This is a genomic window from Pseudonocardia nematodicida (assembly GCF_040105385.1).
GTDB lineage: Bacteria > Actinomycetota > Actinomycetes > Mycobacteriales > Pseudonocardiaceae > Pseudonocardia > Pseudonocardia nematodicida.
This window is the reverse complement of record NZ_JBEDNQ010000002.1, coordinates 584,675-599,854: the sequence shown is the minus strand read 5'-3', so window position 1 is coordinate 599,854 and position 15,180 is coordinate 584,675. Positions and strand designations below refer to the sequence as shown.

13 protein-coding genes and 4 tRNA genes are annotated in these 15,180 nt (G+C 71.8%); 7 read left to right on the top strand and 10 right to left on the bottom strand.

What is annotated here, in order from left to right; all coding sequences use genetic code 11:
• Position 1: 1 nt before the first annotated feature.
• On the bottom strand, positions 2-898 hold the full coding sequence (locus WIS52_RS07095; protein WP_349297311.1) for an SMP-30/gluconolactonase/LRE family protein: 897 nt from the start codon (positions 896-898) through the stop codon (positions 2-4).
• Between the two features lie 236 nt (positions 899-1,134).
• Between WIS52_RS07095 and WIS52_RS07090 the strand changes: the two genes are divergently transcribed.
• Entirely contained in the window at positions 1,135-2,316 is a 1,182-nt protein-coding gene (locus tag WIS52_RS07090) for a macrolide family glycosyltransferase (RefSeq protein WP_349297310.1), read from the top strand.
• On the opposite strand, the gene WIS52_RS07085 is transcribed toward WIS52_RS07090, so the two are convergent.
• Positions 2,313-2,729, bottom strand: coding sequence for a VOC family protein (locus WIS52_RS07085; RefSeq protein WP_349297309.1), 417 nt, complete (start codon positions 2,727-2,729; stop codon positions 2,313-2,315). The genes WIS52_RS07090 and WIS52_RS07085 overlap by 4 nt on opposite strands.
• Positions 2,730-2,895: 166 nt before the next feature.
• Here WIS52_RS07085 and WIS52_RS07080 point away from each other — a divergent pair, with 166 nt between their 5' ends.
• On the top strand, positions 2,896-4,326 hold the full coding sequence (locus WIS52_RS07080) for a short-chain fatty acid transporter (RefSeq protein WP_349297308.1): 1,431 nt from the start codon (positions 2,896-2,898) through the stop codon (positions 4,324-4,326).
• A gap of 22 nt (positions 4,327-4,348) precedes the next feature.
• Complete coding sequence (locus tag WIS52_RS07075) at positions 4,349-7,723, top strand: molybdopterin-dependent oxidoreductase (RefSeq protein ID WP_349297307.1); 3,375 nt, start codon at positions 4,349-4,351, stop codon at positions 7,721-7,723.
• A gap of 9 nt (positions 7,724-7,732) precedes the next feature.
• Here WIS52_RS07075 and WIS52_RS07070 read toward each other — a convergent pair whose 3' ends face one another.
• The 7 genes from WIS52_RS07070 to WIS52_RS07040 all read right to left on the bottom strand — a co-directional run bounded on the left by WIS52_RS07070 (position 7,733) and on the right by WIS52_RS07040 (position 10,739).
• Positions 7,733-8,656 (bottom strand): ornithine cyclodeaminase family protein, encoded by a 924-nt coding sequence (locus WIS52_RS07070; RefSeq protein WP_349297306.1) that lies wholly within the window; start codon positions 8,654-8,656, stop codon positions 7,733-7,735.
• 17 nt (positions 8,657-8,673) lie between these two features.
• A complete protein-coding gene (locus WIS52_RS07065) occupies positions 8,674-9,369 on the bottom strand; it encodes a GntR family transcriptional regulator (protein ID WP_349297305.1) in 696 nt (231 codons plus the stop codon).
• A gap of 71 nt (positions 9,370-9,440) precedes the next feature.
• Positions 9,441-9,824, bottom strand: coding sequence for a PPOX class F420-dependent oxidoreductase (locus WIS52_RS07060; RefSeq protein WP_349297304.1), 384 nt, complete (start codon positions 9,822-9,824; stop codon positions 9,441-9,443).
• A 53-nt stretch (positions 9,825-9,877) separates the two neighbouring features.
• A tRNA-Val gene (locus WIS52_RS07055) sits at positions 9,878-9,952 on the bottom strand.
• 1 nt (position 9,953) lies between these two features.
• Positions 9,954-10,025: transfer RNA gene (locus WIS52_RS07050), tRNA-Cys, on the bottom strand.
• 33 nt (positions 10,026-10,058) lie between these two features.
• Positions 10,059-10,131, bottom strand: a tRNA-Gly gene (locus WIS52_RS07045).
• A 179-nt stretch (positions 10,132-10,310) separates the two neighbouring features.
• Positions 10,311-10,739 carry an SsgA family sporulation/cell division regulator gene (locus WIS52_RS07040; protein ID WP_349297303.1) on the bottom strand — a complete coding sequence of 143 codons (429 nt, stop codon included), beginning with the start codon at positions 10,737-10,739 and terminating at the stop codon, positions 10,311-10,313.
• Positions 10,740-11,011: 272 nt separating this feature from the next.
• Here WIS52_RS07040 and WIS52_RS07035 point away from each other — a divergent pair, with 272 nt between their 5' ends.
• The 4 genes from WIS52_RS07035 (at position 11,012) to WIS52_RS07020 (ending at position 13,329) form a co-directional block, all read left to right on the top strand.
• Positions 11,012-11,689: an RNA polymerase sigma factor gene (locus WIS52_RS07035; protein WP_349297302.1), complete on the top strand. Its 678-nt coding sequence runs from the start codon at positions 11,012-11,014 to the stop codon at positions 11,687-11,689.
• Between the two features lie 26 nt (positions 11,690-11,715).
• Positions 11,716-12,660 carry an anti-sigma factor gene (locus WIS52_RS07030; RefSeq protein ID WP_349297301.1) on the top strand — a complete coding sequence of 315 codons (945 nt, stop codon included), beginning with the start codon at positions 11,716-11,718 and terminating at the stop codon, positions 12,658-12,660.
• 26 nt (positions 12,661-12,686) lie between these two features.
• The gene (locus WIS52_RS07025; protein WP_349297300.1) at positions 12,687-13,205 is read left to right on the top strand and encodes a TIGR02611 family protein; all 519 of its coding nucleotides are present in this window, start codon (positions 12,687-12,689) and stop codon (positions 13,203-13,205) included.
• Between the two features lie 52 nt (positions 13,206-13,257).
• Positions 13,258-13,329: transfer RNA gene (locus tag WIS52_RS07020), tRNA-Val, on the top strand.
• Between the two features lie 293 nt (positions 13,330-13,622).
• Here WIS52_RS07020 and WIS52_RS07015 read toward each other — a convergent pair.
• The gene (locus WIS52_RS07015) at positions 13,623-15,023 is read right to left on the bottom strand and encodes an Nramp family divalent metal transporter (protein WP_349297299.1); all 1,401 of its coding nucleotides are present in this window, start codon (positions 15,021-15,023) and stop codon (positions 13,623-13,625) included.
• Positions 15,024-15,180 lie beyond the last annotated feature (157 nt).

Sequence of the window (15,180 nt, the reverse complement as noted above, 5' to 3'; positions counted from 1 at the left end):
CCTACGGGAGGCCGGCACGGGGCACGTCGACCCGGATCGCGGCGATGCTCCCCTCCCGGGCGTCGCGGCGGTTGTGCTCGAGGAAGTCCGGGGCCAGGCAGGCGTAGAGCGTCCGCCCGTCGGCTCCGCCGAGCATGCACGCGTAGACCCCGGTACCGGTGCCGATCTCCTCGACGATCTCGCCGCCCTCGCGCACCCGCAGCAGCCGCTCCCCGACGCCGTCGGCGATCCACAGCGCGCCCTCCGCGTCGAGGCAGCACCCGTCCGGGGCGACGGCGAGTGCGGGCAGCGCCTTCTCCAGGTCACGGTCGGCGGGCAGGTCGCCGAACCGGGCCCAGACCCGCCGGTTCGTCAGGGACCCGTCGTCGGCGACGTCGAACGCGCTGACCCGGTTGCCGAAGGTCTCGTCGACCAGCAGCGTCCCGTCGTCGGTGAGCACGCTGCCGTTGGCGAACCACATGTCGTCGGCGACCGGGGTGACGGTGCCGTCCGGGTCGACGCGCAGCAGCGTGGCGGTCGCGATCGGGGCGCCGCTCATGAGGTCGAATCCGAAGTTGCCGACGAACGCGCGGCCGCGGGCGTCGACCACCATGTCGTTCAGGTGCCCGCCGACGTGGGCGGACAGCTCGGCGTGCGTGACCAGCGAGCCGTCGGGCTCGCGGCGCAGGATCCGGGCGTCCCGCATGGACACCACGAGCAGCCGCCCGTCGGGCAGCCGGCCGAGCCCGGAGGGCTGCTGCGGCACCTCGGCCTCGGTGCGCAGGTCGCCGCCGTCCTCGGTGCACGACAGCACGCGGTGGGTGTAGAAGTCGACGAACCAGAGCCGGTCGTCGTACCAGCGGGGACATTCGGTGAAGGTCATGCCGTCGACGACGGTGGTGGTGATCTCGCGCGTCATCGCGCCTCCCGGTTCGTGATCAGGTGGATCCTCCGGGGGGTGGTCCGCCGTGTCAACGACAGGGTCACGCGAAGAGTGCGTCACGTGATCGCGTGATCACCCCGGCTTGGTAGCGTCGCGGCCGTGATCCAGCAGCTGCTCTACGGCTGAGCACCCTTCCCGTCGCGGCGCCCGACACCGGTGCGGCCGCGGCCTCGTCGTGCCCAGCATCCGTACGTCCTGCCGGAGGATCTCCCGTGAACCACCCCCTGCACATCGTCATGATCGGCGTGGCCGCGCACGGCCACATGAACCCGCAGCTGCCCGTCGTCGCCGAGCTGGTGGCGCGCGGCCACCGGGTCGAGGTGACGACCCCGCCCCCGTTCGCCGCGGCCGTCGCCGCGACCGGCGCGAGCGTCGTCGAGGTCGGCTCGGTCCTGCCCGACGAGGAGCGCGGCGAGACCTGGTCGGACGACCCCGTCGCGGGCATGGCCCGCTTCCTCGCCGAGGGCCGGCACGTGCTGCCGCAGGCGGTCTCGGCGTTCGACGCCGATCGCCCGGATGTCCTGATCGGCGACATCGGTGCCTACGCGGCGCGGGTCCTCGCCCACCGATGGGACCGCCCGCTCGTCCAGCTCTCGCCGACCTACGTGGCGTGGGAGGGCTACGAGCGCGACATGGCCGAGGTGCTCGACGGCCTGCGCGCCATGCCCGGCTACCCCGCCTACCAGGAGGACTTCGCGGCCTGGCTCGCCGCGGAGGACGTCCCGCTCGACCTCGACACCTTCACCGGCCGGCCGCCGCGCTCGGCGGTGCTCGTCCCGCGCGCGCTGCAGCCGAACGCCGACGAGGTCGACGCGGCCCGGTACACGTTCGTCGGGCCCGCCCTCGACACCCGTGCCCACCAGGACGAGTGGCCGACGCCGGAGCGTCCGGTGGTGCTGGTGTCGCTGGGCTCGGCGTACTCGGCGCCGCCGTCGTTCTACCGCGCCTGCCTGGACGCGTTCGCCGATCTGGACCGCGACGTCGTGGTCAAGACGGGCCCGCTGGTCGACCCGGACGACCTGGGTCCGGTCCCGCGGAACGCGTCGGTGCACCGCTGGGTGCCGCAGCTCGCGCTGCTGGAGCACGCCTCGGCGTTCGTGACGCACGCCGGGATGGGCGGGTGCTCGGAGGGCCTGTGGCACGGCGTACCGATGGTGGCGGTGCCGCAGGCGGTCGACCAGTTCGGCAACGCCGACCGGCTGGTGGAGCTGGGGGTGGCGCGCCGGCTCGACGTCGACGCCACGGCGGAGACGCTGCGCGCCACCGTGACCGCGCTGGAGTCCGATGAGGACGTCGCGGCGCGGTCCGCGGCGCTCCGGGCGGAGCTGCGGGCGTCCGGGGGAGCGGCCGGTGCGGCCGACCTGATCGAGGAGGCGGCCGCACGCCGGTCCTAGCCGGCGTACTCCTCGCCCGGGCGGTGGATCCCGGCCGTCCACTCCCGCCCCTCGGGGTCGAGCACCCGGCACCGGTAGTTGCCCCACGGCGTCCACCCGGGCTCCCACACCGGCACCGCCCCGGCGGCCAGCGCCGACGTCCAGAGCGCGTCCACCCCCGCCGCCTCGGCGACCGTGAGGTAGGTGCCGGTCCCGCAGCCCTCGCCGCGCGGGCGGGGGTGGTCGTAGCCGGCGCCGGCGTCGTCGAACACGACGATCACCGCGGCGTCCCGGCGGAGCTCGGCGTGCCCGACGACGCCGTCCTCGGTGTCGTACCGCATCGTCGTGCCGAACCCGAGCGCGCGTTCCAGCCAGTCGATCGCGGCGGCCGCGTCGCGGTAGCTCAGGAGGACATGGAGATCGGTGACGGTCATGGCACGAGTGTCGCGACCGTCGCGGACACATGACGTCCTCGACGGATCGCGGTCCGAGAACATCGTGTTAAGTGCTATTGCGCTGTGCCATTGCACATGGTGTCCTGTCGCCGAGATCGACCAGACCGCCCGACCTGCGACGACGTACGAGCCCCGAGGAGCCTTCATGACCGACACCGCGGAGGTCCGCCGCTCCCGCAGGCCGCTGGAGAGGTTCGCCAACCTCCTCAGCGACATCTGCGTGCGCTGGATCCCGGACCCCTGGGTCATCGTGGTGCTGCTGACGATCGTCGCGGGCGCGATGTCGTTCTTCCTCACCCCGGGCGGTCTCGGCCTGGACAAGGCCGAGACCCTGGTCCGGGGCTGGGGCGACGGCTTCTGGGGTCTGCTCGAGTTCGGCATGCAGATGGCCCTGATCCTGCTCAGCGGGTACGTCGTGGCGAGTTCGCCACCGGTCCGGCGGGCCCTGATCTGGGTGGCCGACCGGGAGTCCGGTCCGACGAGGACCGTGGTCACCGTCGCGCTCACCAGCATGATCGTGATGTGGATCCACTGGGGCATCGGCCTGATCGCGGCCGGCATCCTGGTCCGCTACTACGCCGCCCGGAACACCAAGGCGGACTACCGGCTGCTGGTGGCCGCGGCGTACCTGGGCATGGCGGGCACCTTCCACGCCGGGCTGTCGTCCTCGGCGGGACTGCTCGTGGCGACGCCGGGGCACTTCGCCGAGGAGTACTTCGGCATCATCCCGATGACCGCGACGGTCTTCTCCCCGTTCAACCTCGTCCTGGTCCTCATCACCGTCGTCGCGTGGACGATCACGGCCATCGCGTTGCAGCCCTCGCCGTCGGAGACGGTCAGCCCGCCGCCCGAGGTGCGGGAGAAGATCGTCGCGGAGCTCGAGAAGGAGGAGCAGGCCGCGCGCAGGACCGCTCCGGCGGAGGGCCGGCGCACCCCGGTCGAGATCATCGAGAACTCGCGGTGGGTCAACGGCACCATCGGTGTGCTCGGACTGGTCTACATCGTCCTGTACTTCGCCGCGCTCGACGGCGGCATCCTCGACGGGCTCACGCTCAACTCGGTCAACTTCATCTTCCTGTTCGTCGGCATCCTGCTGCACGGGACACCGAAGTCGTTGCTCGGCGCCGCGCAGACCGGCGGCACGTTCGTCTGGGGCGTGCTGCTGCAGTTCCCGTTCTACGCCGGGATCCTGGGCATGATCGTGGCGACCGGTCTGAGCGAGCGGATCGCCTCGTGGTTCCAGGCGATCAGCAACGAGTTCACCTATCCGCTGTTCATCTACTGGTACTCGGGGATCCTGAACTTCTTCGTGCCCTCCGGCGGGTCGAAGTTCGCGATCGAGGCCCCGTACCTGGGCGAGGCGTCGCAGGCCCTGGGGGTGTCGCTCGAGCTGACCACGGTCGCCTACATCTGGGGCGACATGTCGACCAACGCCCTGCAGCCGTTCTGGGCGCTGCCGCTGCTCGCGCTGTGCGGGCTGTCGTTCCGGCACATCATGGGCTTCCTGGTCATCTTCGCCATGGTGTCCTGCACGATCGGTTCCGCGGCGTTCCTCCTCGCGCCGCTGTTCTTCTGACGTCGGGGAGCAGGTGGTCGAGGTGACGGAGCAGATCGCCGGGTACTGCACGCTGTGCCGTTCCCGGTGCGGATCGCTGAACCTGGTCGAGGACGGCCGGCTCGTCGGCGTGCAACCGCTGTCCCCGCACCCCACCGGCGGTGCGTTGTGCGCGAAGGGTCGTGCCGCGCCGGAGATCGCCGGCAGCCCCCGCCGGCTCACCGCACCGCTGCGGCGGACGAACCCGCGCACGTCGGCCGATCCGGGGTGGGTGGAGGTCTCCTGGGACGAGGCGATCACCGACATCGCCGGGAGGCTGAACGACATCAAGGCCGGGGCGGGGGCCGAGGCCGTCGCCTTCGCCGCGACCACCCCGTCCGGCACCCCGATCGTCGACAGCATCGAGTGGGTCGAGCGGCTGATCCGCCGGTTCGGCAGCCCGAACCTGATCTACGCCGTCGAGAACTGCGGATGGCACAAGGACTACGCGCACGCGCTGACGTTCGGGCGGGGGATCGGCGCCCCCGACTACGACGAGGCGGAGACGATCCTGCTCTGGGGGCACAACCCGGCCCGCACGTGGCTGGCCCAGGCCGGCCGGGTCGCCGACGCGCGCCGCCGCGGCGCCACCGTCGTGGTGATCGACCCGAAGCGGGCCGGCAGCGGGCAGCAGTCCGACCTCTGGCTGCGGGTGCGGCCGGGCACCGACGCCGCCCTGGCGCTGGGCGCCGTCCGGCACCTGCTGCACACCGGGACCTACGACGCCGGGTTCGTGCGGTCGTGGACGAACGCCCCGGTGCTCGTCGACAGCGCGACCGGCCGGTTCGTCACCGCCGACCGGCTGTGGGACGACGCCCCGGCCGGCGCGCTCGTCGTGCATGACGCGGTGACCGGAGGCCCGCGCCCCTACGACACCGGGCGGGAGCTGGAGCGCCCCGACGACGTCGACCTCACCGGCACCGTCGTCCTGACCGGCCGCGACGGTCGGCCGATCACCGCCCGGCCGGCGTTCGCGCTCCTGGCCGAGCACTGCGCACGGTGGACACCGGAGGCCGTCGCCGAGGCGACCACGATCGGCGTCGCGGACCTGGAGGCCTTCTTCGCGCTGCTCGGCCGGTCACGGAAGGTCGCCTACCACTCGTGGACCGGGGTCGGACAGCACTCCAACGCCACCCAGACCGAGCGCTGCATCGGCACCCTCTACGCGCTCCTGGGCGCCTGCGACCGTCCCGGCGGGAACCTCTGGCTGACCCCGCTGCCGGTCAACCCGCTCTCGCCCTACGACGAGCTGCCGCCCGAGCAGCGCGCCAAGGCCCTGGGTCTGGCGGACCTGCCGCTGGGGCCGCCCCGGCTCGGCTGGGTGACCGCCCGCCACTTCTGCCGCGCGGTCCTCGACGCCGACCCCTACCCGGTGCGCGCCCTGGTCAGCTTCGGCAACAACATGACGGTCTCCCAGGCCGACGGCGAACGCACCCGGGCCGCCCTGGAGGCGCTCGAGCTCTACGTGCACGTCGACATGTTCATGAACCCCACCGCCGAGCTGGCCGACTACGTGCTGCCCGCGAACAGCCCGTGGGAGCGCGACGCGCTGCGGGCCGGGTTCGAGATCACCCAGGAGGCCGTCGAGTACGTCCAGTTCCGGCCCAGGATGATCGAACCGGTCGGCGGCTCGCGCGCGGACTACGACATCGCCGTGGACCTGGCCGTCGCACTCGGCCTCGGCGAGGAGTTCTTCGGCGGCGACGTCCGGGCCGGCTGGGACTGGTACCTGGAACCCACCGGCATCTCGCTGGACGAGCTGGCCGGGCACGGGAACGCGATCCGCGTGCCGCAACCCACCGCGCGGGAGAAGTACGCGGCGCGACGCGAGGACGGGACGGTCCCGGGATTCGCGACGCCGACGCGGCGCGTGGAGCTCTACTCCGCCCAGCTGCTCGAGCACGGCTACCTGCCGCTGCCCAGCGCCGTGGACCCCGCCGGGCCGCGGACGGGCCGGGACGGCGCGCCGCTCCCGCTGGTGCTGTCCACGCACAAGAACGGCGTGTACGTGCACACCTCGCACCGGCACGTGGCGTCGCTGCGCCGCCGGGCGCCCGACCCGTGTGTCGACATCGGACCCGAGCTCGCGGCCGCGCGCGGTCTCGCCGAGGACGACTGGGCCGTCGTCGAGACCGCGAGCGGGACGACCCGGGCCCGGGTCCACGTCGACGACGACCTGCACCCCGAGACCGTGCTCGCCGACTTCGGCTGGTGGGAGGACTGCCCGCCGCTCGGCCTGCCCCGGACCCCGGTGACGGGGGAGGGCTCGCTCAACATCAACGCCGTGCTCCGCGACGACGACCACGACCCCACCAGCGGATCGGTCCCGCTGCGCGCGGTGGCCTGCGACGTGCGCCCGGCCGCGCCGCTCGGCGTCGGCACCTGGTCCGGTCGCCGGCCGATGACGGTGCTGCGCACCCGGTCCGAGGCCGACGACGTGCTCGGCGTGACCGTCGCGACCCCGGACGGGCAGCCGCTCCCGGAAGTCCGGCCAGGCCAGCACGTGCTGCTCGCTCCGACCGAGGACGGCCCGGCCCGCGCCTACTCGGTGACCGGCGGCGGGGGCGGCGTGGGGACCCTCGACGTCGCGGTACGCTGGATCCCGGACGGTCTCGTCTCGGCGCTGCTGCACGAGCAGGTGCAGGAGGGGGCGCAGCTGTGGCTGGAACGGCCACGCGGGACGTTCACGCCGCCGCTGACGTCGGACCGGCCGGTGATCCTGGTGGCCGGCGGGGTCGGGATCACCCCGTTCGTCGGCTACCTGCGGTCGCTGCGCCACGTCGCCGACCGCCCGCCGTCGGTGACGCTGCTGGCGGTGTTCCGCAACTCGCGCGAGCACCCCTTCCGCGACGAGCTCCGGGCGCTCGCCGCGGAGCTGCCGGAGCTGACGCTGCGGACCTGGTACACCCGGCCGCTGCCCGAAGACCGGCCGGGCGTCGACCACGACGAGACCGGCCGGCCGTCCGTGGCGGAGGTGGACCTGCCCCTCGACCGGCGGCCGCTGACCTACCTCTGCGGCGCGTCCGGCCTGATGGACGACGTGACCGCCGGCCTCGTCGCCCGCGGCGTGCCGGCCTTCGACGTCTTCCGGGAGGATTTCCACTCCGTGGTCGAGGTCCCGGCCGACCTCGGACCGGCGACCGTCGGCTTCGCCGGCGGCGGGGACCCGATCATCTGGGAACCCGCGGACGGCTCGATCCTGGCCGCCGCCGAGCGGCAGGGCCGACGGCTACCCAGCGGCTGCCGGACCGGCCAGTGCGAGAGCTGCGCCGTCCGGGTGCTGTCCGGTGTGGTCGCGCACCCGGGCGGGGAGCCGGCCGACGGCGTCTGCCTGACGTGCGTCGCCGTCCCGGCCGGAGATGTGGTCCTCGACGCGTAGCTGCCGGGGTTACCGGCGCAGGGCGCGGTCGGCGAGGATCCGGGCGATCGCCCAGTCCTGGAGGGCGACGCCGACGCTCTTGAACACCGTGCGGCCGGTGCGGGGACCGATCCCGTCGGCGAGCGCAGGTCCCAGCTCGACGAGCCGGTCCCGGGTGACGGCGCCGGCGTCGAGGGCGTGCAGCACGTCGCCGGCCTCCTCCAGGATCGCCTCGAGCTCGTCGATGACGACCACGGAGTCGGTCAGGAGCTCGTCGGGCAGCTCGCGCATGGTGGGCCGGAAGGCGCCGATCGCGTTGACGTGGGTGTGCGCGGCGATGGCGTCGGCCGGGAACAGCGGCGTGGTCGAGGTCGTCGCGCAGCACACGACGTCGACGTCGCGCACGCCCTTCTCCACGTCGGTACCCGAGGTGACATCGGCGATCGGCAGCTCCTCGCGCAGCCGCGCGGCGAGCGCCTCGGCCTTGTCCGAGTTGCGGGAGACGATGTGCAGGCGGGACAGCGGCCGGACCGCCTGGACCGCCCGGGCCTGGTCGGCGGCCTGGCCGCCGGCCCCGATCACGGTGCAGGTGGCGGCCTCGGGCGGCGCCATCAGGTCGGTGGCGACCCCGCTCACCGCGCCGGTCCGGATGCGGGTCAGCTCCATCGCGTCCGCGACGAGGTGGTCGGTGTGGCCGAACTCGCTCCAGGTCACCGTGCCGACGATGGCGGGGGAGCGGTCGAAGTTCAGGCTCAGCGTCTTGATCATCGCCGACGAGCTGGGCCGGTGGTGGACCGACATGACCAGGAAGCCGCCGTCGCGCAGGACGGTGCGGGTCGGCATCTCGAACTCGCCCCGGTGCAGGGCGAGGAAGCCCTCGCGGACCGCGTCGACGGCGTCGCGCATCGAGATCAGTTCCCGGATCTCGGCGGGGCCCATCGTGGTGATCTCCACCGGTGGATTCCTCTCGGTCACGTGGAGCCGGCGTCGGCCCAGGTCGTGCGGGTGTGGGTCAGGTGGGTCCGGGTGAGCTCCTCGAGCCCCGCGCGGTCCCGGGCGACGGCGAGATCGATCATCCGCATGTGTTCGCGGGTCGTCTGCACGAGGCGGCCGCTGCGGGCCAGCGCCTCGAGGCCGTACAGCCGGCTCCGGCCGCGCAGCTGGCGGACGATGGACACGATCTCGGAGTTGCCGTGCAGGGCCAGGAAGCGCGCGTGGAACTCGGTGTCGAGTCGCATGTAGGCGATCAGCTCGTCGTTCTCCGCCGCGGACTCCAGGTCGCGGGCGACGTCGCGGAGCCGGGTCAGCTCGTCGTCCATGGCCGGGCCGTAGCTCTCCGCGACCGCGCCCATGGTGGGCACCTCGAGCAGCAGCCGGGTCGCGGCCATCTCGTCGAGCTGGCGCTCGGAGACGGCGGTCACGAGGAAGCCCTTGTTGCGGGCCACCTGGACGAGGCCCTCCTTGGCCAGGTCGAGCATCGCCTCGCGGACCGGGGTCGCGGAGACGCCGAGCATCTCGGCCAGGACCGGGGCGGAGTACAGGGTGCCCGGCCGCATCCGCCCGGAGATCAGCGCCGCCCGGATCGCCTCGGTGACCTGCGCGCGCAGGCTGCCCTCGCGGGAGAGCGACGAGAACTGGAGGTCCCCGTCGGAGAAGACGGCGTACATGCGACAAGGAGAGCATGTGCAATGCCACTGTGCAATGTCACGAGCCCGTCAGGTGCCGGGTGGGCTGAGGTTCAGGGAGCGACGCGGACGATCGTCCTCTCCCGGCGGCCCCGCGCCAGCAGCCGCTCGATCGTCAGCACCAGCGTGTACTGCCACCCGTACTTGGCGCGCAGGGCGGCCTCGACCCCCGGACCCGGCCGGTCGAGTGTGGCGGCGCCCTGCACCGACGGGGCGTGCTCGGCGACCGTGCCCCGGCGGCTGCACGGGCTCATGCGCACGGTGGGATCGCGGCGGAGACGCTTCACCTTCCCGCTGCCGGCCGGCGTCGTGAACACCAGCTCGCCCTCGTGGAGCGCGACCCACATCGGTGTGGCGACCGGGGACCCGTCGCGACGGTAGGTCGTCAGCGAGACGAACTCGGCGTCGCCCATCGCCACCCATTCCGCAGAAGTCACCGGCGGAGACTAACGACGAAACCCCCGGTCCGAGGACCGGGGGTTTCAGATGATGGTGCGCGATACTGGGATTGAACCAGTGACCCCTACCGTGTCAAGGTAGTGCTCTCCCGCTGAGCTAATCGCGCGAGGCGGAGGCGGGAATCGAACCCGCGTACAGGGCTTTGCAGGCCCTTGCCTAAGCCACTCGGCCACTCCGCCAGGGGAGGTCCCGGGCTGAGGACCCTTCCTCCGAGCGGACGACGGGACTCGAACCCGCGACCCTCACCTTGGCAAGGTGATGCGCTACCAGCTGCGCTACGTCCGCATGAGCACCGTGTTCCGAGATGATCTCCGAGCCCGTGTTTCCGGCTCTTCGCTCGTCCCCGGTGCGATGAGAGAACATTAGCACCCGCCCCGAGGGGGTTTCACGCACCCCCCTCGTCCGCCGCCGGATGTCCTCTCACCTGCGAAGATCAACTTCGCCCGACGGCGGCGTGCGTCGGGTCAGTCCCGGGCGGTCGTGTCGAGCAGGTCCGACAGCGCGGCGTCGAAGTCGAGCCACGAGTACTCGGAGGTCGCCGGCACGGCGTCGTAGGTCGACTGGAGGAAGGCCTCCAGCGCGTGCTTCGGGGTGGTGAAGAGAGCGTGGCCGGACGGGGAGGTCAGCTCCAGCTCGATCTTCGACGGGTCGTCGCCCATCGGCTGGACCCGGACGTCGCCGGTGCCGGCGGAGTCGACCAGGCCGTCGGCGAGCAGGTCGCGGGCGAAGACCCAGTCGACCGTGGTGTCGTGACCGGTCCGGAAGGAGGCCTGGACCGCGTAGGGGTCGCGGCTGGAGTAGCACAGCTCGACCTTCACGGGCACGACCGGAGCGTCCGGAGCGATGAGCTCGAACATGGCCGTCGCCCGGATCGTCTGGGACTCGTCGCGCATCGGTGATCCTCTTTCTCGGGGGCGTTGCGTGGGGCGTCAGACGGAGAAACGAGCCAGCGGCCCCCGCGTGACGGGTTTCGACGCATCAACGTGGATCACCACGGGATGACGCCCGTTCGAGTCACAGCGGTGTAACTCACCGCTGCGTGGGCGCGGCTGAACGGGCACATCACGGTCCTTGCGTGTGAGATGGATGATGACGGTGACTACGCTCGCCCGACCCGAACCGTTCGGGCGTAGCAGTCGAAACAACCGACGTGAGGACATTGCTGGTGCCAGGCATCGCAGACCCACCCGACCGCCCGGAACCAGGGCGGCCGGGTGGCGGTGCTGCGCGCGGCGGGCCCGGCAACCGTGACGACGCCGGCGATGCGCTCCTGGTGCAACGGATCGTCTCCGGTGACTCCACCGCGCTGGGTGAGCTGTACGACCGCTTCGGGCGTCCGGCGTACTCGCTGGCGCGACGGATCTGTGCCGACGAGGGGTTGGCGGAGGACGTCGTGCAGGAGGTGTTCCTCGCCTTCTGGCGGAACCCCACGAGGTTCGATCCGGCCAAGGGCCGGTTCGGCACGTGGCTCCTGACCCTGGTGCACCACAAGTCGGTGGACGCGGTCCGTCGTGAGGCGGCGATCCGGCGACGGACCGTGCCGGCGTCGGAGGACGGCACCGAGTGGTCGACGCCACCGGGGCCGGGGGCCGACGAGGCCGCGCTCGGCTCGGTGGTCGCCGGCCAGGTGCGGGCCGCGCTCGGCCGGCTGCCCGCCGAGCAGCGCCAGGTTCTCGCGCTCGCCTACTACGGCGGCTACACGCAGCGGGAGGTGGCGGCGCTGATCGGGGTGCCGCTGGGCACAGTGAAGTCCCGGATGTTCACCGGGGTGGCGAGACTGCGGGGGCTGCTGGGAACGGCAGTCAGTGACGCAGGCGGGGACCTGGCCGGGGGGATGTCGTGAACGGGGACGAGAGGGCGTCCTGTCCGATGGCGGAGCAGACGGTCGGGTGGGCGCTGCACGCGCTCGAGCCCGACGAGGAGCTCGAGGTGGTCGAACACCTGCCGGGATGCCCGGAGTGCCGGCGGGCCGCATCCGACGTCGCCGAGGTGGGCGCGGCCCTCGCGTCCGCGCTGCCGCAGCAGGAGCCGCCTGCGCGGCTGCGCGAATCGATCGTGGACCTGGCGCGGCGTACGCCGCAGGAGGGTCGGAACGACGACCGTCCGGTGCCCGGCGACCGCCCGGCCCCGCCGCGGCACGCGACCGGTCCGCACGGCCGTCCGGGCCCCGGTGTGTGGCCCGCCCCCCGGCACGCCCAGCAGCCCGGCCCGGAACCGGACGCGCCGCGACGTGCGCCACAGCCGTCGTCGCGCCCGGGTGGGACCGGGGGAGGGGAACGTCCACCCGCCGGGCCCGGTCGTGGCCGGCCGCGCACCGGCCGGTGGGCCAGGTCCGGACGTGTCCTCGTCGCGGGTGTCCTGGCGCTGGCCGTGATCGCCGGTGGTGGCGTGCTCGCCGGGCAGTACCGCGACATGCAGGCCGAACGCGACGTCGGCGTCGCCCAGGCCCAGCAGATGCACGACGTGCTGCTCGCGCTGTCCCGCCCGGGCAGCGAGCACGCCTGGCTCGCGCCGGACCCCGGCATGCAGCCGGTCGCCGCGGTGATCGTGGCGGACGGGCAGCCCGAGGTCGTGCCGCTGGAGCTGTCGCCGAACCGGACCGACGACCAGACCTACGTGCTCTGGGGGCTCAACGGTGACAACCCGCCGACGCCCGTCGGAACCTTCGACGTCCTCGCGGGGGCTCCCGGACCGTTGCCCGTAGCATCACTCGAAAGCGGGACGTTCGGTCAGTACGCCGTCTCGCTGGAGCGCGGAAGGGAGGCTCCTTCCGCGCCCTCGGCAGTGATCGCGGCAGGGCAGGTGGAGACCTGAGCACGACGGAGACGAACGACGCCGGTGTGCCGGCGGACCGGGGACGTCCCCCGCGCCGCTACACCGGCCTCCGAAGGTGGTTCCGGCGGACCAAGGTCCGCTACCGCGCGTTCCGGGCGAACGTCGCCCGGAACCCGATGCTGGACATGACGTACCGGATCACGATGGGTGTCCTCGGCACCGCGATCGTGATCATCGGGGTCATCGCGCTCCCGGCGCCCGGCCCCGGCTGGGCGATCATCTTCCTCGGCCTCGGTGTGCTCGCGGCCGAGTTCATGTGGGCCAAGCGGGTGCTGCACTACGTGCGGGTCCGGTACGACATCTGGGTCGCCTGGATGGGCCGCCAGACCCGGCCGGTCCAGCTGGGGGTGATGACACTCATCCTCGGGATCGTCGCCGTCTGCAGCTGGATCGCGGGGGTGTTCGACGGCGCCGGCGGCGTCCTCGGGATCGAGTGGGCATGGCTGGAGTCGCCGTTCAAGCACCTCGTGATCCCGGAGAAGGTTCCGGTGCCCGAGCCGACCGGGGTCCCCGAGGTGAGGTGACCCCCCTGGCGGGAGCGCGCTACCGGTTGTGTAGTGTTCGGGACACCGCTGAGGGCGATTAGCTCAGGGGGAGAGCGCTTCGTTCACACCGAAGAGGTCACTGGTTCGATCCCAGTATCGCCCACAGTCAAACCCCTGGTCACAGCCTCGTGAGAGGTTCGGGACCGGGGGTTTTTCTCATTCCTCGAATCGATTAACCGCGAAGGCAGCCGCGGTCATCACGCTCTCTGCCCGACGACGGCGGCCCGTCGTCGTCATCCTGGTCCTCGTCGTCGAGAGCCAGGTCTCGGGGTCCGCCATCGGGCTCCTGCTCCGCCCCGGCTCATGTGAGTAGGCCGGCCAGGTGGGCGACCGTCGTCAGCACCGCGAAGATCACCAAGGCCAGCAGCAGCGTGAGCCACAGCCTGCGCATACGGGTCACGCCAGCGACCCCGGGCCCGCAACGAGCATCTGGTAGATCAGGAACAACGAGAACCCGACGTAGAACACGGCGACGAAGATCATGACCGGCAGTCGCCACCCCTTGAGCTTCGCGAACCCGGGCAGGAACCGTCGGTTGATGAGTACGACCAGCACCGAGTAGAAGGCCATCACGAACCCGCCGCCCGCCGAGGAGATGACCAGGAGCACGACCGGTTCGATCCCGGTCCAGATGATCCCGCCACCGACCACGATCAGGATCCACACCACCGTGATGTAGATCTTGCTCTCGCTCCAGTACGTGCTGTCCTTGAGGAACGTGACCTTGAGCGAGTCCCCGGCGAGACGGCTCACGTAGTCGACGACGCCGACGTTGGTGGAGAACAACATGAGGAACGCCGCGACGTAGAACGCCGTGGTGAACCACGGTGCGACGATCTCACCGAGCGCGCGGCCCTCGACCTGCAGGAACCCGAGTTCCGAGTCCAACTCTGAGTCCACGCCGACCGTGGAGAACACCAGCACCGACAGCGAGACCAGCAGGACCACACCGATGAACCAGAACGTGAGGAGCTGCTCGGAGTTTGCGATGCGCCACCATTCCCGCCAGCGGCGCTCGTTCTCCGCGGTGGGCCGGACCATGTAGCCGAGCGAGGGCGTCGCCACCTCCTCGCCCGTGATCGGCGAGACGACGTTGGGGATGCGCTGGCCCATCCCCATCCCCTTGTCCCGGATGTAGTTGCTCTGCACCAGGTTGTTCGCCCCACCCGCGCCGGCGAAGACGATCGCGCCGAACAACGTCGCGGCGCCGATCTGGGTCACGATGTCGGGCAGGTCGCCCGCTGTGGCCGGTGCTTCGGTGACGACGGCGGCCCAGGCGTCGGCCCGGGTGGCCAGCACGATCGCCGCCACCACGAACACGAGGATCAGCGCCACCATGATCCCCTGGACCTTCTCGAGCGTCTGGTAGATCACCGGGGACAGCGTGACCGCCACTCCGATCGAGAGCAGGAAAATGCTGGCGACGATCGGGACGGCGGAGCTGTCCAGGTCGAAGACGAACCCGAACACGGTGGCTCCGCTGGACGCCCAGCCGGGCCAGAGGTTGGGCAGGATCGCGCCGAGCACGAAGATCACGCCCCACGGCAGCCACAGGCGGGAGAACCCGGTCACCGCCGTCTCACCGGTGACCAGCGTGTAGCGCTCGACCTCCATGTTCAGGAAGTACTGGATCGTGATCCCGAGGACGGCCAGCCAGATGATGCCCGGCCCGACCTGCGTCGTGATGTAGGGCCAGAGCACCAGCTCACCGGACCCGAGCGCGGTGGCCGTGAGGATGACACTTGCGCCGAGGTAGCGGCGCAGGCCCTGCGGTTCCGGGAGGTCGGCGTAGGTCACCGCCGGAAGGTGGCGACTGGGCAGTTCGGTCGCTGTCGCGGCGCCGCTCGACACACCGTCATCAGCCATGAAGCCACTCCAGCGTCGTTGCAGGGGTAGGCGGGTTGCGAAGTGTAACGGGCACGCAGTGACGGGTACCAGCGTCCGAACCGTGCAC